Raw genomic sequence first — 17,480 nt, 5'->3', positions numbered from 1 at the left:
ACGGCGATAGACGCCGTCATCAGGAAGTTCGGTCCGGGCGAAACAGCCGCGACCAATCAGAAAGACGCTAGGGCACAGCAATTCAATTCTGGCTGGCTAGAGCCAACCCAAGCCATGGATCGCGCCTCTTGATCCCGCATTCGCCTTCGTCCATAAGCGCGCCGTCGCAAGACTTTCGCCGGGCGGTTTCCAGCCGCATGATTGGCTCCAAAAAGTCTGCAACTTTTTGGAATCATGCTTATACGGCCCTCCACAAGCCATGGGGAAATCATGTCCGCCTTCAAGCCACTCGTCTTTTCGGGGGTCCAGCCGACCGGCAACCTGCATCTCGGCAACTATCTCGGCGCCATCAAGAAATTCGTCGCCCTCCAGGAACAGTCCGACTGCATCTACTGCGTCGTCGACCTGCATTCGCTGACGGCGCAGCTCGTCCATCAGGATCTGGGCGACCAGACGCGCTCGATCACCGCCGCATTCCTTGCCTCCGGCATCGACTCGAAGAAGCACATCGTTTTCAACCAGTCGCGGGTCATCCAGCACGCCGAGCTCGCCTGGATCTTCAATTGCGTGGCGCGCATCGGCTGGATGTACCGCATGACGCAATTCAAGGACAAAGCCGGCAAGGATCGTGAGAACGCCTCGCTCGGCCTGCTCGCCTATCCGAGCCTGATGGCCGCCGACATCCTGCTCTACCGTGCCACGCATGTGCCGGTTGGCGAGGACCAGAAGCAGCATCTCGAGCTCACCCGCGACATCGCGCAGAAGTTCAACAACGATTTTTCCGAGCGCATCGCCGCTCTTGGCGTAGGCGTCGAGATGGAGGTCGGCGAAGAGACCGTGAACGGCTATTTCCCGATCACCGAACCGGTGATCGGCGGCCCCGCGGCGCGCATCATGAGCCTGCGCGACGGCTCCAAGAAGATGTCGAAGTCGGACCCTTCGGACCTTTCGCGCATCAACCTGACGGACGATGCCGACACCATCTCGAAGAAGATCCGCAAGGCCAAGACCGATCCCGCGGCGCTGCCGAGCGAGGTCGACGGGCTGGAGAGCCGGCCGGAAGCGGAGAACCTGGTCGGCATCTATGCGGGGCTCGCCGAAATCTCCAAGGCCGACGTGCTGAAGGAATATGGCGGCCAACAGTTCTCCGTGTTCAAGCCGGCGCTCGCCGACCTTGCCGTGGAAAAGCTCGCGCCGATCGCTTCCGAGATGCGCCGCATCGAGGGCGACCGCGCCTATGTCGACGCCGTGCTCAAGGACGGCGGCGATCGTGCCCGTGCGATCGCCGAGGGGACGATGAAGACGGTACGCGACATCATCGGCCTGCTGCAGGACTGATCGGTCCCGCCTTCCATCGCCCTGTCGGCCGGCGGCTTGCCGCCGGTTCGTGGCGGTGGCAGATTGCGCCGAGTCTCATACCGAGCAGACAGACATGGTTTCCAAACGCCTTAGCCGCGAAATCGGCCATCGCCGCAAGTTCCTGGCGATCATCGACGACACGCCGGAATGCGAGCGCGCCGTCGCCTACGCCTCGACGCGGGCGCAAAGCACCAGCGGCGTGCTGGTGCTGCTCTATGTGATCGAGCCGGACGATTTCCAGCATTGGCTGGGCGTCGAGAAGATCATGCGCGAGGAGGCAAACGCGACCGCGCGCGCGGCGCTCGACACCTACGCCAACAAAGTACGCCAGAAGCTCGGCATCGAGCCCGAGCTGGTGGTGCGCGAGGGCAAGCCGACGGAAGAGATCCACAAGCTGATCGAGGAGGACCAGGACATCGCCATCCTCGTGCTGGCGGCCGGCGCCGGCAAGGAAGGTCCCGGCCCGCTGGTGAGCGCCGTGGCCGGACGGGGGGCCGCGTTCCCGATTCCGGTCACCGTGGTGCCGCAGAATTTGTCCGATGAGGAGATCGAGAGCCTGGCTTGAGATGTGCAGGTATTCCGGTGAGGCCGGCCTGACCCGAATACCAGTACATCTCAGCGTGAGTGCAAAGGGCCGAAAAAACATTCCGCCAGCCAGCCATTCGGGCGACGCGTTTCGCTTGAATGTCCAGCCGATAGAGCCTATTTAGAACTATTCCAAACTATCGGCCCGGCAAGGGCCTGGAGATATCCATGTTCATCCAGACCGAATCGACGCCGAACCCGGCGACGCTCAAGTTCCTGCCCGGCAAGGAAGTGCTGCGCGACGGCACCGCCGATTTTCGCGACGCCGCCAGCGCCGGCGAAGCCTCGCCGCTGGCCGGTCGGCTGTTCGAGATCCCCGGCGTCACCGGCGTGTTCTTCGGCTATGATTTCATCACCGTCAGCAAGGACGGGCCCGACTGGCAGCATCTGAAGCCGGCCATCCTCGGCGCCATCATGGAGCACTTCATGTCCGGCGCGCCGGTGATGGCGTCCGCGGCTCCGGCGAGCGACGCCGGCCAGGCCGGCGAGTTCTACGACAAGGCTGACGAGGAGCTGGTTCTGACCATCAAGGAACTGCTCGACACCCGCGTGCGCCCGGCGGTGGCGCAGGACGGCGGCGACATCACCTTCCGCGGCTTCGAGAACGGCACCGTGTTCCTGCACATGAAGGGCGCCTGCGCCGGCTGCCCGTCGTCGACGGCGACGCTGAAGCACGGCATCCAGAACCTGCTTCGCCACTTCGTACCGGAGGTGCAGCAGGTCGAGCAGGTCGCCTGACGCCCATTGATAGTTCTACCCTGCTGACCATCTGGCTCGGTTTCCTGCGCTTCCGGTGCTCACGTACCAAAACGTACGCTCCGCTCCGGTTCTCGAAAACCAAACCATATGGATTCAGCAGGGCGAACTCTCAAAAGGGCGTCGATCCGCAACACGCCAAAAACAAAAAACCGGGCCGAATTGCCCGGTTTTCTGTTTTTGGACGTCTTGTTGTTGCCTAGACGGTCCGCCCACTAAAGCTTTTGGCCGCGGCCATCGCGATCACATCACGATGACCTTGGCACCGACCGAGGTCCGGTCGTAGAGGTCGATGATGTCCTGGTTCATCAGGCGGATGCAGCCCGAGGACATCGCCTTGCCGATCGAGAACCACTCCGGGCTGCCGTGCAGGCGGTAGCCCATGTCACCGCCCTTGTTGAACAGGTACATGGCGCGCGCGCCGAGCGGGTTCTTCAGGCCCGGCTCCATGCCGCCGGCGAATTTGGCGAGTTCCGGCTGGCGCCTGATCATCTGCGAGGGCGGCGTCCAGGTCGGCCATTCGCGCTTCAGCGCGATACGGGCGGTGCCGTGCCATTCGAAACCCTCGCGGCCGACACCGATGCCGTAGCGCATCGCCAGGCCGTCGCCCTCGACGAGATAGAGGAACTTGTTCTGGGTATCGACGATGATGGTGCCCGGCTTTTCCTTGGTGTCGTAGTCCACCTCCTGCCGGTGGAAGCGCGCCGGAACCTTCTCGATCGGGATGCGCGGCAGCTGATAGCCGGCATCGGTCATCGCGCCATAGTTGTTGGTGAACAATCGCGAGCCGATGGTGCTGCAGCCGCTGATCGCGGTCGACAACGCCAGAGCCGCGACGATTGCAAAAGACTTCAAGCGCATGAAGATGTCCGACGCCCTGCATAATAGCGGCGGCACGAATTGGCCGCCTTTCTTAACCATCATTCATGCTGTCATTTCTTTTGCTTGCCAAGCTCGCGCTGCCTATATGCATGGTCTTCCCTGACGGTATGCGCCGAACTGCGGCATTTCGGCAACATGGCTCTCGGGATTGTGAAGCAAAATCAATGAGGCTGTCCGACGGCTCGCCGTCAACAAGGAGAGAGCGCATGAATGTCGGCGATGCGGCGGAGCGTTCCGGCCTGCCGGCCAAGACCATCCGCTACTATGAAGAGATCGGCCTGATCCGGCCGGCGCGGGCCGGCAACGGCTACCGCGACTACTCCGGCGACGACGTCCACAGGCTGGCCTTCCTGCGCCGCGCCCGCAACCTCGGTTTCTCAATCGACGATTGCAGGCAGCTGATGGCGCTTTATCAGGACCGCGACCGCGCCAGCCATGACGTGCGCGAGATCGCAGCAGCCCATGTCCGGGCGATCGAGGAAAAAGTGCGCGAACTGCAGTCGATGCGCTCGACACTGCAGAAGCTGATCCACGCCTGCCACGGGGACGGCCGGCCGGACTGCCCGATCCTGGACGACATGGCGGGGACGGCGGAGGACGACAGGGTTGTAGGCGCTTAAGGACTGCCCGACAGGCCAGGTGCGCGTCATACGAAGGTGAAGCTGGACAGGCGCTCGATCCCGGTCTTAGCTCGCAACAACCACCACTCAGCGGCAGGAGCGCTTAACTGTGAAGGGATACTGGCTCATCATCGGCACCGAGATTTCCGATCAGGAAGCGCAGGCCGAGTATGGACGGCTGTGGAAACCCATCGGCGAGAAGTATCAGGCGCGCACCAACCCCTCGAAAACGCCGCCCTTGCTTAAAGAGGCGCGCGATGCCGGCCGGGTGCTCGTCGTCGAATTCCCGTCATTGGAGGCTGCCAAGGCCTGCTACGATGACCCGGCTTACGAGGAAGCGAAGCGGTTCGCGCTGCAGGCGTCGAGCCGCGTCTTGCTGATCTTCGAAGGGGACCTCGGGTAGCTGGAGTGAAGGGCCCTGCAATCGACCGCATAACCGTTTGACAAAACCAGTTGGCACTCGGCCGGCGGGCATGGACACATTGCTTTAACCGCTGCTAATCAATGCTCCTCGCAAAAAGGGGGATTTGGCAGATGAAGAAATATGAGAAGCCCACACTGGTCAAGGCGGCCCGCCTGCAAGCGCTGACGGCTCAACAAGTGAGCTCCCAGCCGCCAGTGGATGATAATAGCGATGGCTCCGGTACCGACGTTAACTAGGCCCCTGTCAAATTCGGATTTGTCAAAAATAAAGTCGCCTACTGATATCGCGCAATGAGACCACTATCGGTCAATGCAGGACTCGTACGGCGCCGTTGAAGTCCGTGCGGGAGATCACCGGGAGGGACGCCGCATTCATCCCCTGTTTTGGGGCTGGGTCGCGCTAGCGAATTTGCGTCGCCCACTCTCGAAACTTCTCAAGCAGGGAACGAAGCTGGAGCGGGCCGCCGGCGCCGTGAAACACGTTGCCCTCTGTCCAGCACGTCCACCAGTCGGTTTCATGCTCATAATTGTGCGAGACTGGATCAAGGGTCCGTCCGTCGCAGTCTGTCCCGGCTAGGTCGATTTTTAATGACCAACCCGGGTTATCGATGGTGTTGATTGAAGGACCAGCCCCGTGTTCCCAATCCCCATCGCATTGGGCTTCGTACCAGTGTGCCAACCAATCCAGAACATCCATCAGACTAAGCTAGCGAACTGCCCCAGCATGGAAAGACGGCCTTCAACCAAGCCGGATTTGTCGAATATGACGCCCACAACTAGGATGATCCTATATTTGACAGGTCCGGATAACGGGCTGATGATTTCAGGTGCGGAGGGCGATGGTTCTTGCAAGGGAGGGGAATACCATGGTCCGCATTTTTGCACTATCAGTCGCTTTCGCCACGCTTGCTCTTCCGACCTTCGCCGAGGACACGGTCGATACTGCAAAAGTCACCTGCAAAGAGTACCTCGACAGCGATCACAATTTGATGGTGGCGATGGAGACGGCGTTTCACGAGGCAATGAAGAACGATCCTAAGCTCGGCTCGCTCAATCAAGCCGAATTATCCCTTGTGATGTGGGACAATTGCACCGGCAAGCCAGACACGAAGGTAATCGACGCCCTGCAGGCGCAGTGATCGTTCCGGCGCAGCTTTGCAGAGCGTGGAAGGCTAGAAGGCCGTCGAGAGAGTTGGCGACTGGGCGATTATCTGGTTGACAAACCCAACGGGAACTGCGATAACGATTCCAAGGAGTTATCGCTATGTCCGTTTTGTCCCGCCCCGAATTCCATGACGAAGCCAAGGCTTTCGAGCATGTCGAATCCATACTGTGGCCGAACGGTCCTGTTTGCCCGAAGTGCGGTAGCGTTGATCGCCACTACGCATTGAAGGGCGTTCGCACCAAGCCTTCCAAAACGAACCCTAACGGCGTCGAACGTCATGGCCTGTACAAGTGCAGCGCCTGCCGTTCGCAGTTCACTGTTCGCATGGGCACGATCTTCGAGGAAAGCCATCTGCCGCTCACCAAGTGGCTACAGGCCATCCACCTTATGTGCGCCTCGAAGAAGGGTATCAGCGCCCACCAGATGCACCGCATACTCGAATGCACCTATGAGGCCGCTTGGTTCCTGTGCCATCGCATTCGCCTTGCTATGGCCTCTGGCGCGCTTGCCCCGATGGGCGGCAATGGCAGCACCGTTGAAGCCGACGAAACCTATATCGGTCGTTTGCAAGGCTCGCCCCTCAAGCGTGGCGGCAGCGCCCACAAGAACACGGTCGTTACGCTGGTCGAGCGCGGTGGCCGTGCCCGTTCCTTCCATGTCGATACGGCGCGCATGGGCAACGTCATGCCTATCGTCCGCGCCAACATCGCCAAGGAAAGCGCATTGATGACCGACGAGAGCGGCATCTATCGCCGCGCGGGCCAGGATTTCGCCTCGCATGAGTTCGTCACGCACTCCAAGGACGAATATGTTCGCGGCAACGTCCACACCAATACGGTCGAAGGCTTCTTTTCGATCTTCAAGCGTGGCATGAAGGGCGTCTATCAGCATTGCAGCGAACACCACCTGCACCGCTACCTTGCCGAATTTGATTTCCGCTATTCGAACCGCGTTGCGCTTGGCGTCGATGACGGCACCCGCGCTTTCATCGCGTTGAATGGCGTGAAGGGTAAGCGCCTTACCTATCGATGAGATCACTTCGGCCAAGCACCAGCACTATCGGAAACCTGTACAGCTAGAGCTACCGCTTTGGCCGAAGAAAAGGCGGCGCAAGTAGTTGATTTCGTTTGACTAACCCCGAATCGGCGGCGCCGCTACATTAAAAATGTTGGCATGTCAACGACCGATGGGTTACAATCCAAGGGCAATAAGATGATTCGTAATCATGCATATGCCGTCGAAGAATAGTCTGAATTTTTCCTATCCCGTTGAGAGAGGTCTCCAACGGTTTCGGGAGCTTATTATCTATATCTCGGAGAAGTCTAAGGACGACCCTGATTTTGGATCCGTTAAGCTTAATAAGATTCTCTATTTCGCAGACTTCATTGCCTATGAGCGCTTCGGCGTGCCTCTTACTGGCATGGTCTATCAAAAGCTGGAAAACGGCCCGGCACCGCGCGCCTTTCTCCCGGTTCGCGCCGAACTCATTGAGGAAGGCGCGATCAGGATTGAATCCGTCCCCTCGTTCAGCTTTGTGCAGTTGCGAACGATCGCTATGCGCAAGGCAGTGACCGACTTGTTTTTTGCCGATGAGATAGCCGTTGTGGATGAGGTCATAGCCGATCTTAAGGGCCACAACGCTACAGATGTCAGTCTGCGAAGCCACGATTTGCGCTGGAAGGCGGTGCAACTGTACGACTCCATCCCTTACGATTTCATCTACCTCGATACCAACCAGCCAACCGACGACGACATACGCCGTTCGAAGGAGCTAGCGGGTGAATTTGGCTGGCGATAGTTGCGCGAGGAAGATTGGGAAATCATAGAGGAACGGGCCTACACTGACTCTCTGTCGAGATGCGGTGACATTCAGGCCGTGGAAGCCGCGCTTTGTGGCATTGACTATGGGCTTCGGCGCAACCCGATGAACTTCCCACTGGTTCCGGGTCTGGTGGAAACTCATTTCGCCAAAACCCGGTTGCGGGTAATTGAGGGGAGCGTGGTTCCCTCCTTGCGAATGTGGTTCAGGCCAAGGCCGCAGGACCGGGTTGTTTTCAAGCTCTATGTCGAGCCATGCCCGCCCCGGGAAATGAAGTTTGGCGAGAACTTTTGGGACACAAAGGATGACGATGGCATCCCCTTCTAAATCACAGATCGACAAGTTCCGCGAGGCCGCTCGCGACCTCGAAACCGACCAGTCGGACGAAGCCTTTGAGTCCGCTCTAGGCAAGATCGCCCACGCGCCCAAGCTCACCAATGAGCAGATAAAGGAACTGGCGCGGCGGAAGAAGGATCACGCCAAGGACTAGCGCCGATCCCTAGCCTTGCGTTGAATTCAAAAGCCGATCCCGGTGAGCAACGTGCAAAATCTGCATCTGCTCGAACAGGTCCAAAAGCTCTTCGGCTAGGTCAGTCCGGTAGCCCCTGTGGCGGAAGTCAGCAACGATCTCTCGCTGGCGCTCTATGTGGCGCTCTCCCAAGAGAACGTGGCGCTCTAGCATCTCAAGCGTGGTTTTGGGCATAACCATCTCGTCCTAAGAGGGGACCGTACACCTTTACGCCGTAGAAAGTCGAATGCCGGCTAGTGCTGATCCCCCTCAGCGCCGGGGCTTTTCGATTCGACCTGACCTGATATCAGTTCCCAGCGGGCGACGTTCTCCGCTTGGGTTTTGATGAACTTGCGCAGAAATTTTTCGGCCTCCTCTGTCGGATGCCCATCCTGTGCAAGCTTTTCGATGAGAGCGCGCTGGCGGGCGATTATTGCCTCGCCTTCGACGAGTGCCGCAGCGAAGTCCCGCCATTTGCTCTCGTGGAGTTTGCCGTCCTGAGCTTCGTTTGTGACCGATCTTGGGGTTTCGACATCCATTGCCGACAAGGATTCTGAATTCGCCATCTTCCCCTCCATTTGCGGGGGCGAAGACCCTTCCCCGCGAACGGGCAGATTATAACTCTACACGCTTAATTTCGCGAGTCCTTATGAATGCCGGCCTGTCTGGATTATATTCCTATCGCATTCGTGGTTTGTCAACCAGATAATCGCCGGCGACTGGAGGGTTCAAACCGTGAACAAAATCTGGCATGGTACCGGCCATGCCGATCGTTTCCCCGATTCCCCTCAACCCTCTGATCGACGGTCGCCAGTCCGAGCGCGCCATGCTGGTGAGGCGCGGCGTGCAGCGGCTCTTGAGCCAGATGGGCGCGCATGTGCTGCCGGAGCTGTCCCTGGCCACCGGACGTCGCGCCGATCTCGTGGCGCTGACGCGGCAGGGCGACATCTGGATCATCGAGATCAAATCGTCGATCGAGGATTTTCGGGTCGACCGCAAATGGCCGGATTATCGGCTCCACTCCGACCGCTTCTTCTTTGCCACCCATCCCGGCGTGCCCGCGGAAATCTTTCCGGAGGAATGCGGCTTCATCCTCTCCGACGGCTACGGCGCCGAGATCCTGCGCGATGCGCCGGAGCACCGCATGGCGGCGGCGACGCGCAAGGCGCTGATGCTGCGGATTGCTCGTGCGGGCGCCGCGCGGCTGCTGGCGGCGGAACTCGCCGGTGTTTCGGTGCCGGTGCTGGACGGCGAGAGCGAGTAGCTGGCTGCTTGGGCTTGCAATAAATTTCCACCCGTCGGCGGCCCTATTCAATTTCCTCCTCGACCCCACCCGCCTCCGGCGCCAGCAGGAGCACCGCCGCGCCGGCAAGCGCGGCAATCAGCGAGCCGGCGAGGATGCCGACCTTGACCGCGTCCTGAAGGGCGGCGTCGTTGGCGAAGGCGAGCAGGCCGATGAACAGGCTCATGGTGAAGCCAATGCCGCACAGCAACGAAATGCCGATCATATGCAGCCAGCCGGCATTGGCCGGCAGGTCGGCGAGGCCGAGGCGGATGGCGAGCGCCGAGGAGCCGAACACGCCGATCAGCTTGCCGAGCACCAGGCCGGCGGCGACGCCCAAGGTCAGCGGCTCGACCAGAGCGGCGAGGCTCAGGCCGCCGAGCGAGACGCCGGCATTGGCGAAGCCGAAGACCGGGATGACGATGAAGGGCACCAGCCGGTGCAGGCCGTGCTCCAGCCGGTGCAGCGGCGAATGCTCGGCATCGTGGCCCGTGCCGGCGGAGCGTTCGAGCGGAATGGTGAGCGCCAGCGCCACCCCGGCCAGCGTGGCATGCACGCCCGATTTCAGCACCAGCACCCAAAGCAGCGCGCCGAGCACGAGATAAGGCATGAGGCTCATCACCCGGATGCGGTTGAGCACGACGAGCGCGGCGATGACCGCGAAGGAGGCGCCCAGATAGGCGAGCGACAGGCCGCCGGTGTAGAACAGCGCGATGATGATGACGGCGCCGAGATCGTCGATGATGGCCAAAGCGGTGAGGAACACCTTTAGCGAGGCCGGGACCCGGCTGCCGAGCAGCGACAGCACGCCGAGCGCGAAGGCGATGTCGGTGGCGGTCGGGATCGCCCAGCCGGACAGTGCTGCCTGGTTGCCGCGGTTGATGAGGACATAGACCAGCGCCGGAACCACCATACCGCCGGCGGCGGCGATGCCCGGCAGCATGCGGCGCGGCCAGGTGGAGAGCTGCCCGTCCAGCACCTCGCGCTTGATCTCCAGCCCGACCAGCAGGAAGAACACCGCCATCAGCCCGTCATTGATCCAGTGCGAGACGCTGAGCGGCCCGAGATAGGCATGCAGGAGCGCGAAATAGGTTTCGGCGAGCGGCGAGTTGGCGACGATCAAGGCGAGCGCCGCAGCCGCCATCAGGACGATGCCGCCGGCCGCCTCGCCGTCAAGGAATTCGCGAAGCATCGATTTCGGCCGCTGGTCGCGCATGTCCCCTCCCTACCCAACCTGTTGGCCGGATTCATTCATGATGATGGGCATGATGATGGGCAAGCCTTGTCGGCGACGCAAGTCGCCCAGGGCCTTGGAGAATGGCCGAGACGACCGTCGCTTCGTTGGGGAGGCCTTCGCCAACAGTGAGCTTGCGACGGCTCCCCAAACGACGCGCTCAGCGCGGCGCGCGTTTGGCCAGTATGCGCTGCAAGGTGCGGCGATGCATGTTGAGCCGGCGTGCGGTCTCGGAGACGTTGCGATCGCACATTTCGTAAACGCGCTGGATGTGTTCCCAGCGCACACGGTCGGCCGACATCGGATTTTCCGGCGGGGCCGCGCGCTCGCCTGAGGTGCGGGTGAGCGCCGCGAAGACGTCGTCGGCGTCCGCCGGCTTGGAGAGATAGTCGACGGCGCCGAGCTTCACGGCGGTGACCGCCGTGGCGATGTTGCCGTAGCCGGTCAAAATGATGGTGCGGGCATCGTCGCGCTTCTCGCGGATGGCGGCGACGACGTCGAGCCCGTTGCCGTCGCCCAGCCGCATGTCGACCACCGCATAGGCCGGCGGATTGGCGCGCGCCTTGGCCACCGCCTCCTGGACGCTCTCGGCGGTGTCGACGGTGAAGCCCCTGGTTTCCATGGCGCGGGCAAGCCGGGTCAAAAACGGCTTGTCGTCGTCGACGATCAGCAGCGAGGTGTCCTCGCCCTCTACCATTGCACCGGTGCTTTCGTCTGCGCTCATCGCTTTCAGAGTTCCTGCTGGCTTAAAGCGCGTCGCCCTACTCGCTGATCAAGCAATGCGCCTTAAAGTCCTTTTCCCCACGCCTGCCTTCCCCAAAACCGCCGCACACTTTTAGAGCGACATGCGTTAATTTTACGCAGATACAATTCCGCAACAGCAATGTCCAATTTTTAGAGCCGGCAACAGAGCTGCCATGCGCAATGCGCATGGGTGCTCAGGCATTGTCGAACATGGAGGCGGAAGCCTGCTCGGAATTGAGGAAGGCGCCGCGCGGCCAGGCGATATGCACGATCGCGCCTTCGCCGAGACCGCTCGAATTGCGGAAATCGAGCGTCGCGCCCGACCGCTCCAGCAAGGTCTTGGCGATGAACAGCCCCAGCCCGAGGCCGCCGCCGGCCTCGGTGCCCTGGCGCGTCGACATGTAGGGCTCGCCGATGCGGTCGATGATCTCGGCCGGGAAGCCCCTGCCGTCGTCGATGATCGAGAAGGTGACGGTGGTCTCGTTCCAGCTCCAGCTCACAGTGACGGATTCGCGGGCGAAGTCGACGGCGTTCTCGACCAGATTGCCAAGCCCGTAGATGACGCCCGGATTGCGCTGCCCGACCGGTTCGGGACCGATGCGCTCCCCGGGCCGCAGGCGGATCGCGATGCCGAAATCGCGATGCGGCGCCGTCACCTCCTCGACCAGCGAGGTCAGCGGGAGGCGCGACAGATGCGCCTCGCCTTCCGAGGACAGGCTGGTCAGCCGCTTGAGAATCTCGCGGCAGCGCTCGCTCTGCGAGCGCAACAGCTTCACGTCGTCGGCAAATTTCGAATCCTTGCCGATCGCCTTTTCCATTTCCTTGGAGACGACGGTGATGGTGGCCAAAGGCGTGCCGAGCTCGTGCGCGGCGGCGGCGGCAAGCCCGTCGAGCGCCGACAGATGCTGCTCGCGCTGCAGCACCAGCTCGGTAGCGGAAAGCGCGTTGGCAAGCAGGCGAGCCTCCTCGGCGACGCGGAAGGCATAGATGGCAGTGAACGCGATGGAGGCGAACACCGCCATCCACATGCCCGCGACATAAATGAAAGGCATCTGCAGCGGCGAGCCCTCATACCAGGGCAGCGGCAGATGGAAGAACACCAGCAGGCTCGCCATCACCATGACGAGCGCCCCCAAGATTGCGGTAAGGCGCAGCGGCAGCGACGCGGCGGAGATGACGACCGGCACGGAGAGCAGCACCGAGAAGGGATTGGTGAGGCCGCCAGTCATGTAGAGCAGGCCGGCAAGCTGCAGGCTGTCGAAGGTCAGGATGGCAAAGGCCGAGAGCGGCGCCAGCCGGTGCGCCGCCGGATAGCGGAAGGTCAGCCACAGATTCATCCAGGCCGAGCAGGCGATCAGCGCAAAGCACATCGAGACCGGCAGCGGGAATTTCAGCCCATAGGCGACGACGAGAACCGCCAGGCTCTGACCGACTATGGCGAGCCAGCGCAAGCGGACCAGCGTGTTCAGCCGCAGACGCTGGCTCTGCTGGAAATCGGGCGTGCGCAGGATCTTGATCATGGACAAGGATTACATCCGCTCGCGCGGAAGCGATAGAGCATGACTCTCTCAGGTTCCGCGGGGCTTGGCGCGGGCGGTGGCGGCCGCCAGGAGCGGGTTTTCCGGCCAGACATGCTTGGGATAGCGGCCGCGCATGTCGGCGCGCACATCCGCCCAGGAGCCGCGCCAGAAGCCCGGCAGGTTCCGCGTCGTCTGGATCGGGCGATGCGCCGGCGACAGGAGCTCCAGCGTCAGCGGCACCGTGCCGTCGGCGATCGCAGGATGGCGGTCGAGGCCGAACAGTTCCTGCACGCGGATCGCCAGCACCGGCCATTCGCCGTCATAGCGGATCGGCACATGGCTGCCCGACGGCGCATTGAAATGGGTCGGCGCCAGCGCGTCGACCTTGCGCTGCAGCTCGTGCGGGACCAGCGACATGAGGGCGGCTGTGAGCGTTGCCGGCCTGATCGCCGCAAAAGAGGCCTCGCCCTGCAGGAAGGGCAGCAGCCAGCCGTCAAGCCGGTCGAGCAGCGCCTGGTCCGAGACATCCGGCCAGGACACGCCAAGGCCGCGATGGAGCCAGCCGAGCCGCTGGCGCAGCGCCTCGGCCTCCTTGCCCCAATCGAGCAGCGATAGGCCATGCTGGCGCAGGGCGTCCAGGATGGCGCGGTCGGCATCGGCGCCGGAGGGCGGCGGCAGCATGCGCTCGGATAGCGTGATGGCGCCAAGCCGCGCGGCCTCGCGCACGCGCACGGCGCGACGCTCGCGGTCGAAGCTCGTGTCGCGCCGGGTCTCGATGCGGTCGGCAAGAGCCGCGCGGATGTCGGCTTCGTCGACTGGAGCCGCCGCGGTGATACGGGCGTTCTGCGCCTTGCCCTGCAGGTCGGCCACGACCAGCCAGGTCTCGTCTGCCAGCGGATCGGCGGCGTCGACCATCGCGCCCGAACCGTTGGCGAGCACGAAGCGGCCGCGCTCGCCGCGCGCCCTGGCGACACGATCCGGCCAGGCGTGGATGAGGAGAGCGCCGGCGTTCTTACCCTCCCCCTTGAGGAGAAGGGTCGGTCCGGGCACGCGGCCGGCGACCCCGCCCCTTGAGGTGGCCTGCTTCGCAAGCCGCTCGGCCAGCTGCCGCGCGGCATTGGCGCGGGGCGATTTCTCGGCGCGAAAGCGTATCAGCCGGCGTTCGAGGTCGGCGCTGTCGCCGCCCAGGCCGCGCTCGGTGAGCAGCAGCGCGAGCGCTGCCGCTTCGAGCGCATGACCCGTGGTCGATGCTTCCGCCACCATGTGAGCGAGCCGCACCGGCAGCGCCAATCCGCGCATCGCGGCGCCCGCCTCCGTCAGCCGGCCGGTGTCGTCTATGGCGTGCAGTGCCTGGAGCAGCGTCCGCGCCTCGTTGAGCGCCGGTGTCGGCGGCGGATCGAGAAAGGCCAGGCTGGTCGGATCGGCGACGCCGAAGGCGGCGCAGTCGAGGAGCAGGCCCGACAGATCGGCCTCGAGGATTTCCGGCGGCGTGAAGGCGGGAAGCGCGGCCGTCTGCTCGGCCCGCCACAACCGGATGGCGACTCCTTCTTGAGTGCGCCCGGCGCGGCCGGCGCGCTGATCGGCCGAGGCCTTGCTCGCACGCACCGTTTCCAGCCGGGTCAGGCCGCTCGCCGGCTCGTAGTGCGGCAGCCGCGACAGGCCGGAATCGATGACAACCCGCACCCCGTCGATGGTGATCGAGGTCTCGGCAATCGAGGTCGCCAGCACCACTTTGCGGCGGCCGGGCGGAGCCGGCCTGATCGCCGCGTCCTGCATCCTGTTGTCGAGCTGGCCATAGAGCGGAACGATATCGGTGTCGGCAGCGGTGTTGCCCTGCAACCGCTCGGCGGTGCGCTCGATCTCACGCTGTCCGGGCAGGAAGGCGAGCACGCTGCCTGGCTCGGTGGCCAAAGCCGAACGCACCGCCCTCGCCATGGCATCCTCGATCGCCACACCCGCCGGCCGTTCGTCGTAACGGACCTCTACGGGGAAGGCGCGGCCCTCGCTTTCGATCACCGGAGCCCCGGACAGAAGTCTGGCGACGCGCGCACCATCGAGCGTCGCCGACATGACCAGCAGACGCAGGTCCGGCCGGAGCGCGCCCTGCACGTCGAGCGCCAGCGCGAGACCGAAATCGCCGTCGAGCGAGCGTTCATGGAATTCGTCGAAGATCACCGCCGACACGCCAGGCAGTTCCGGGTCGTCGAGGATCATGCGTGAGAGCACGCCTTCGGTGACGACGAGGATCTTTGTCCGCGCCGAGATGCGGTTCTCCATGCGCATGGCATAGCCGACGGTGCCGCCGGGCTCTTCTCCGAGCAGCTCGGCCATGCGGCGCGCGGCGGCGCGGGCGGCCAGCCGGCGCGGCTCGAGCAGCACGATCCTGCCCTCGCCCAGCCAGGGCGCGTCGAGCAGCGCCAGCGGCACGAGCGTGGTCTTGCCGGCGCCGGGCGGCGCCACCAGCACGGCGCTATTGCGCGCGGCGAGTGCCTCAGCAAGTACCGGCAGCACGGCAGTTACCGGAAGCTCCGGCAAAGGTCTTGTCTTCATTGCGCCCGCATATCAGCGGCCATGGCCGGGGCGCAATGACGGCGTCACTGCACGAATAGCTTGCACAGGCGGCCAGGCCGGGCAGAATCCCGTTCGGCACATTTCATTCCGGGAGAGGCAAGTGAAGATACTGGCGCTGGGCGCTCATCCGGACGACATCGAGATCTTCATGTTCGGCACGATGACCGCCTATGCCGCGCTGGGCGCCGAGCTGAGCTTTGCGATAGCCACGGATGGCGCCAGGGGCGGCACGGGCGGCGACCCAGCGGCGCTCGCCAAGGCGCGGCGCAGTGAGGCGGCCGCGGCGGCCGGGCTGCTTGGGGTCACGCCGCGCTTCATGGATTTTCCCGACGGGTCACTGGTCGCGGATGCCGCTCTCATTGCCGCGCTGAAGGCACTGATCGGCGAGATCGAGCCCGATCTCGCGATCACGCATGCGCCGAACGACTATCACGGCGACCACCGCGCGCTGTCGGACGGGATGCGCATCGCCGCATCCTTCGCGGTACCGGTGCTGCATGCCGACACGCTCGGCGGCACGGGTTTCTCACCGACACACTATGTCGAGATTTCCCATCATTGGGACGTCAAGGCGAAAGCGATCCGGGCGCATAGATCGCAGGGTCCGGAGCACTATGTCGACAGGGCGCGGATACAGAATGAATTCCGTGCCGGCCAGTGCAACGGCGGGCCCGGCGCGCTGGCCGAGGCTTTCCGCTTCGAGCCTGTCTTTCCTTTCGCCGACATACGCGCATTGCTGCCGCCGGCGCCGCCGCTCCGGCCGGTGATGGGAAGCACCAAACCGGTCGGCTAGTTCTCTGCCGCCGGCAGTTCGACATGCTCTCTCTGGCCTAGGCGCGGCTTTTCTGCGATATCCGGGCGGCCAATTCGCGACTTTACCAGCTGATGCTGCCATCACTTTCGCCTGCCGAAGAGAAATTGCTGCTCGATTTCGCCGACCCCGAAGCGCCGGCCGGCGGGGGCCAGACCGTTTCGGCGAGCCGTTGGATGGCCTTGCTAACAAATGCCGAGTTCCACGGCGTGCTGCCGATCATGCTGCGCAAGCTCGGCGAGCGCGGCGACGCCAACCTGCCGGACGATGCCGCCTTGCGGCAGAAGTTGGTTGAATTGCGCGACCAGACCACACTGGCAACCGGCCAGTCCATGCTGCTGCAATATCATGGCGACCGCGTCATGAAGGCTCTGGCGGCAAGAGGCGTTCCGGCGCGGATCGTCAAGGGACCGGTCTTCGCGCGCAAGCTCTATCGCCATGCCGCCGACCGGCCGTTCACCGACATCGACATCCTGGTCGACCCGACCAGCATCGGCGAAGCCAACAGCGTGATCGCCGAATGCGGCTTCAAGCTTGCCAGCGGCGAGGCCAAGTCGCACGACCTGCAGGAATTCAAATGGCTGGAGAACGAGAATTCCAGCCTGCTGATCGAACTGCATGGCAATCTGGTCCATGATTCAGGCATGCGCCGACGCTTGTCGCTCGGCTTTCGCGAGCTGCGGATCATCGACGGCGACGAACCCGACAGCCCGGCTTCGCTGCTTACCATCGCCATCGTCCATGCCGCCGGGGGTCACAAATTCCATCGGCTGCAGCTTTGCGTCGACGTGCTGCAGGGCGTGCGCGCGCTGCAATCGCCGGAAGCGGAAGCGCGCCTGCTGGAGGCGGCGTGGATGACCGGCATCGAGCTCGAGTTGGCTACCGTGCTCAACGTGACCGGACATCTGTTCGACATGCCGCGGGCGATCGAGCTAGCCGGCCGCATCAAGCCGGATCTGGCGATACGTGTGGCCAAATGGCTGATCACGGGGAACATGCTGCTTCGCGTGAATTCGAAAGAGAAGATGCGCTCCCGTCTGAGCCGCGATGCGTTCCGCTGGGTGCAGAGGCTGGCCCGGCCAAGGCCCTATTTGGCCTCAGGCCGATAGAGTTCGCCGGAAACGTCGCGCTGAAACGGCTTCAGCCGACGCGCTTTTCGGCTTTGTTTCTACGCATGTCGTCGCCCCAGAACCGCTACACA

General features: G+C 63.1%; 21 protein-coding genes. 13 read left to right on the top strand and 8 right to left on the bottom strand.

The window, feature by feature from the left end:
- Positions 1–270 precede the first annotated feature (270 nt).
- The 3 genes from trpS to EN818_RS16580 all read left to right on the top strand — a co-directional run bounded on the left by trpS (position 271) and on the right by EN818_RS16580 (position 2,682).
- Positions 271–1,338: a tryptophan--tRNA ligase gene (trpS, locus tag EN818_RS16590; RefSeq protein WP_095806666.1), complete on the top strand. Its 1,068-nt coding sequence runs from the start codon at positions 271–273 to the stop codon at positions 1,336–1,338.
- A gap of 94 nt (positions 1,339–1,432) precedes the next feature.
- Entirely contained in the window at positions 1,433–1,924 is a 492-nt protein-coding gene (locus EN818_RS16585; protein WP_095806667.1) for a universal stress protein, read from the top strand.
- Between the two features lie 188 nt (positions 1,925–2,112).
- Positions 2,113–2,682, top strand: coding sequence for a NifU family protein (locus EN818_RS16580; RefSeq protein ID WP_095806668.1), 570 nt, complete (start codon positions 2,113–2,115; stop codon positions 2,680–2,682).
- Between the two features lie 261 nt (positions 2,683–2,943).
- On the opposite strand, the gene EN818_RS16575 is transcribed toward EN818_RS16580, so the two are convergent.
- Positions 2,944–3,561, bottom strand: a complete 618-nt coding sequence (locus EN818_RS16575) for a L,D-transpeptidase (RefSeq protein ID WP_129553517.1) — start codon at positions 3,559–3,561, stop codon at positions 2,944–2,946.
- Between the two features lie 227 nt (positions 3,562–3,788).
- Here EN818_RS16575 and cueR point away from each other — a divergent pair, with 227 nt between their 5' ends.
- The 3 genes from cueR to EN818_RS34315 all read left to right on the top strand — a co-directional run bounded on the left by cueR (position 3,789) and on the right by EN818_RS34315 (position 4,862).
- Positions 3,789–4,202, top strand: coding sequence for a Cu(I)-responsive transcriptional regulator (cueR, locus tag EN818_RS16570; RefSeq protein ID WP_095806669.1), 414 nt, complete (start codon positions 3,789–3,791; stop codon positions 4,200–4,202).
- A gap of 109 nt (positions 4,203–4,311) precedes the next feature.
- Positions 4,312–4,605, top strand: coding sequence for a DUF1330 domain-containing protein (locus EN818_RS16565; RefSeq protein ID WP_095806670.1), 294 nt, complete (start codon positions 4,312–4,314; stop codon positions 4,603–4,605).
- A gap of 131 nt (positions 4,606–4,736) precedes the next feature.
- On the top strand, positions 4,737–4,862 hold the full coding sequence (locus tag EN818_RS34315; RefSeq protein ID WP_280952445.1) for a hypothetical protein: 126 nt from the start codon (positions 4,737–4,739) through the stop codon (positions 4,860–4,862).
- 163 nt (positions 4,863–5,025) lie between these two features.
- On the opposite strand, the gene EN818_RS16560 is transcribed toward EN818_RS34315, so the two are convergent.
- The gene (locus EN818_RS16560) at positions 5,026–5,322 is read right to left on the bottom strand and encodes an immunity 53 family protein (protein ID WP_095806671.1); all 297 of its coding nucleotides are present in this window, start codon (positions 5,320–5,322) and stop codon (positions 5,026–5,028) included.
- A 169-nt stretch (positions 5,323–5,491) separates the two neighbouring features.
- Between EN818_RS16560 and EN818_RS16555 the strand changes: the two genes are divergently transcribed.
- The 4 genes from EN818_RS16555 (at position 5,492) to EN818_RS16535 (ending at position 8,099) form a co-directional block, all read left to right on the top strand.
- Positions 5,492–5,764 carry a hypothetical protein gene (locus EN818_RS16555; protein ID WP_165349929.1) on the top strand — a complete coding sequence of 91 codons (273 nt, stop codon included), beginning with the start codon at positions 5,492–5,494 and terminating at the stop codon, positions 5,762–5,764.
- A 125-nt stretch (positions 5,765–5,889) separates the two neighbouring features.
- Positions 5,890–6,822: an IS1595 family transposase gene (locus EN818_RS16550; protein ID WP_135904805.1), complete on the top strand. Its 933-nt coding sequence runs from the start codon at positions 5,890–5,892 to the stop codon at positions 6,820–6,822.
- Positions 6,823–7,015: 193 nt separating this feature from the next.
- Positions 7,016–7,588: a Panacea domain-containing protein gene (locus tag EN818_RS16545; protein WP_135904803.1), complete on the top strand. Its 573-nt coding sequence runs from the start codon at positions 7,016–7,018 to the stop codon at positions 7,586–7,588.
- Between the two features lie 325 nt (positions 7,589–7,913).
- Positions 7,914–8,099 (top strand): hypothetical protein, encoded by a 186-nt coding sequence (locus EN818_RS16535; RefSeq protein ID WP_135904799.1) that lies wholly within the window; start codon positions 7,914–7,916, stop codon positions 8,097–8,099.
- A 9-nt stretch (positions 8,100–8,108) separates the two neighbouring features.
- On the opposite strand, the gene EN818_RS16530 is transcribed toward EN818_RS16535, so the two are convergent.
- Positions 8,109–8,312, bottom strand: a complete 204-nt coding sequence (locus EN818_RS16530) for a hypothetical protein (RefSeq protein WP_245518828.1) — start codon at positions 8,310–8,312, stop codon at positions 8,109–8,111.
- 59 nt (positions 8,313–8,371) lie between these two features.
- On the bottom strand, positions 8,372–8,683 hold the full coding sequence (locus tag EN818_RS16525) for a hypothetical protein (protein ID WP_135904795.1): 312 nt from the start codon (positions 8,681–8,683) through the stop codon (positions 8,372–8,374).
- 197 nt (positions 8,684–8,880) lie between these two features.
- Here EN818_RS16525 and EN818_RS16520 point away from each other — a divergent pair, with 197 nt between their 5' ends.
- Positions 8,881–9,381, top strand: coding sequence for an MmcB family DNA repair protein (locus EN818_RS16520; RefSeq protein ID WP_165349931.1), 501 nt, complete (start codon positions 8,881–8,883; stop codon positions 9,379–9,381).
- A gap of 43 nt (positions 9,382–9,424) precedes the next feature.
- On the opposite strand, the gene nhaA is transcribed toward EN818_RS16520, so the two are convergent.
- The 4 genes from nhaA to hrpB form a co-directional block, all read right to left on the bottom strand.
- Positions 9,425–10,615: a Na+/H+ antiporter NhaA gene (nhaA, locus tag EN818_RS16515; RefSeq protein WP_095806674.1), complete on the bottom strand. Its 1,191-nt coding sequence runs from the start codon at positions 10,613–10,615 to the stop codon at positions 9,425–9,427.
- A gap of 178 nt (positions 10,616–10,793) precedes the next feature.
- Entirely contained in the window at positions 10,794–11,357 is a 564-nt protein-coding gene (locus EN818_RS16510) for an ActR/PrrA/RegA family redox response regulator transcription factor (protein ID WP_095806675.1), read from the bottom strand.
- 214 nt (positions 11,358–11,571) lie between these two features.
- A complete protein-coding gene (locus tag EN818_RS16505) occupies positions 11,572–12,897 on the bottom strand; it encodes an ActS/PrrB/RegB family redox-sensitive histidine kinase (protein ID WP_165350077.1) in 1,326 nt (441 codons plus the stop codon).
- 48 nt (positions 12,898–12,945) lie between these two features.
- The gene (gene hrpB, locus EN818_RS16500) at positions 12,946–15,447 is read right to left on the bottom strand and encodes an ATP-dependent helicase HrpB (protein ID WP_095806677.1); all 2,502 of its coding nucleotides are present in this window, start codon (positions 15,445–15,447) and stop codon (positions 12,946–12,948) included.
- 121 nt (positions 15,448–15,568) lie between these two features.
- Between hrpB and EN818_RS16495 the strand changes: the two genes are divergently transcribed.
- Together EN818_RS16495 and EN818_RS16490 are read left to right on the top strand one after the other, a co-directional pair.
- On the top strand, positions 15,569–16,261 hold the full coding sequence (locus tag EN818_RS16495; protein ID WP_095806678.1) for a PIG-L deacetylase family protein: 693 nt from the start codon (positions 15,569–15,571) through the stop codon (positions 16,259–16,261).
- 92 nt (positions 16,262–16,353) lie between these two features.
- Positions 16,354–17,388 carry a nucleotidyltransferase family protein gene (locus EN818_RS16490; protein ID WP_095806679.1) on the top strand — a complete coding sequence of 345 codons (1,035 nt, stop codon included), beginning with the start codon at positions 16,354–16,356 and terminating at the stop codon, positions 17,386–17,388.
- Positions 17,389–17,480 lie beyond the last annotated feature (92 nt).

Source organism: Mesorhizobium sp. M3A.F.Ca.ET.175.01.1.1, assembly GCF_004791945.1.
GTDB lineage: Bacteria > Pseudomonadota > Alphaproteobacteria > Rhizobiales > Rhizobiaceae > Mesorhizobium.
This window is presented reverse-complemented; position numbering and strand designations above follow the sequence as displayed.

What these genes read in the sequence shown, in the direction of transcription:
- trpS (WP_095806666.1), top strand. Translation starts at nt 271, where the DNA reads ATGTCCGCCTTCAAGCCACTCGTCTTTTCGGGGGTCCAGCCGACCGGC.
- EN818_RS16585 (WP_095806667.1), top strand. Translation starts at nt 1,433, where the DNA reads ATGGTTTCCAAACGCCTTAGCCGCGAAATCGGCCATCGCCGCAAGTTC.
- EN818_RS16580 (WP_095806668.1), top strand. Translation starts at nt 2,113, where the DNA reads ATGTTCATCCAGACCGAATCGACGCCGAACCCGGCGACGCTCAAGTTC.
- EN818_RS16575 (WP_129553517.1), bottom strand. Translation starts at nt 3,561, where the DNA reads ATGCGCTTGAAGTCTTTTGCAATCGTCGCGGCTCTGGCGTTGTCGACC.
- cueR (WP_095806669.1), top strand. Translation starts at nt 3,789, where the DNA reads ATGAATGTCGGCGATGCGGCGGAGCGTTCCGGCCTGCCGGCCAAGACC.
- EN818_RS34315 (WP_280952445.1), top strand. Translation starts at nt 4,737, where the DNA reads ATGAAGAAATATGAGAAGCCCACACTGGTCAAGGCGGCCCGCCTGCAA.
- EN818_RS16560 (WP_095806671.1), bottom strand. Translation starts at nt 5,322, where the DNA reads ATGGATGTTCTGGATTGGTTGGCACACTGGTACGAAGCCCAATGCGAT.
- EN818_RS16555 (WP_165349929.1), top strand. Translation starts at nt 5,492, where the DNA reads ATGGTCCGCATTTTTGCACTATCAGTCGCTTTCGCCACGCTTGCTCTT.
- EN818_RS16550 (WP_135904805.1), top strand. Translation starts at nt 5,890, where the DNA reads ATGTCCGTTTTGTCCCGCCCCGAATTCCATGACGAAGCCAAGGCTTTC.
- EN818_RS16545 (WP_135904803.1), top strand. Translation starts at nt 7,016, where the DNA reads ATGCATATGCCGTCGAAGAATAGTCTGAATTTTTCCTATCCCGTTGAG.
- EN818_RS16535 (WP_135904799.1), top strand. Translation starts at nt 7,914, where the DNA reads ATGACGATGGCATCCCCTTCTAAATCACAGATCGACAAGTTCCGCGAG.
- EN818_RS16530 (WP_245518828.1), bottom strand. Translation starts at nt 8,312, where the DNA reads ATGCCCAAAACCACGCTTGAGATGCTAGAGCGCCACGTTCTCTTGGGA.
- EN818_RS16525 (WP_135904795.1), bottom strand. Translation starts at nt 8,683, where the DNA reads ATGGCGAATTCAGAATCCTTGTCGGCAATGGATGTCGAAACCCCAAGA.
- EN818_RS16520 (WP_165349931.1), top strand. Translation starts at nt 8,881, where the DNA reads ATGCCGATCGTTTCCCCGATTCCCCTCAACCCTCTGATCGACGGTCGC.
- nhaA (WP_095806674.1), bottom strand. Translation starts at nt 10,615, where the DNA reads ATGCGCGACCAGCGGCCGAAATCGATGCTTCGCGAATTCCTTGACGGC.
- EN818_RS16510 (WP_095806675.1), bottom strand. Translation starts at nt 11,357, where the DNA reads ATGAGCGCAGACGAAAGCACCGGTGCAATGGTAGAGGGCGAGGACACC.
- EN818_RS16505 (WP_165350077.1), bottom strand. Translation starts at nt 12,897, where the DNA reads ATGATCAAGATCCTGCGCACGCCCGATTTCCAGCAGAGCCAGCGTCTG.
- hrpB (WP_095806677.1), bottom strand. Translation starts at nt 15,447, where the DNA reads ATGAAGACAAGACCTTTGCCGGAGCTTCCGGTAACTGCCGTGCTGCCG.
- EN818_RS16490 (WP_095806679.1), top strand. Translation starts at nt 16,354, where the DNA reads ATGCTGCCATCACTTTCGCCTGCCGAAGAGAAATTGCTGCTCGATTTC.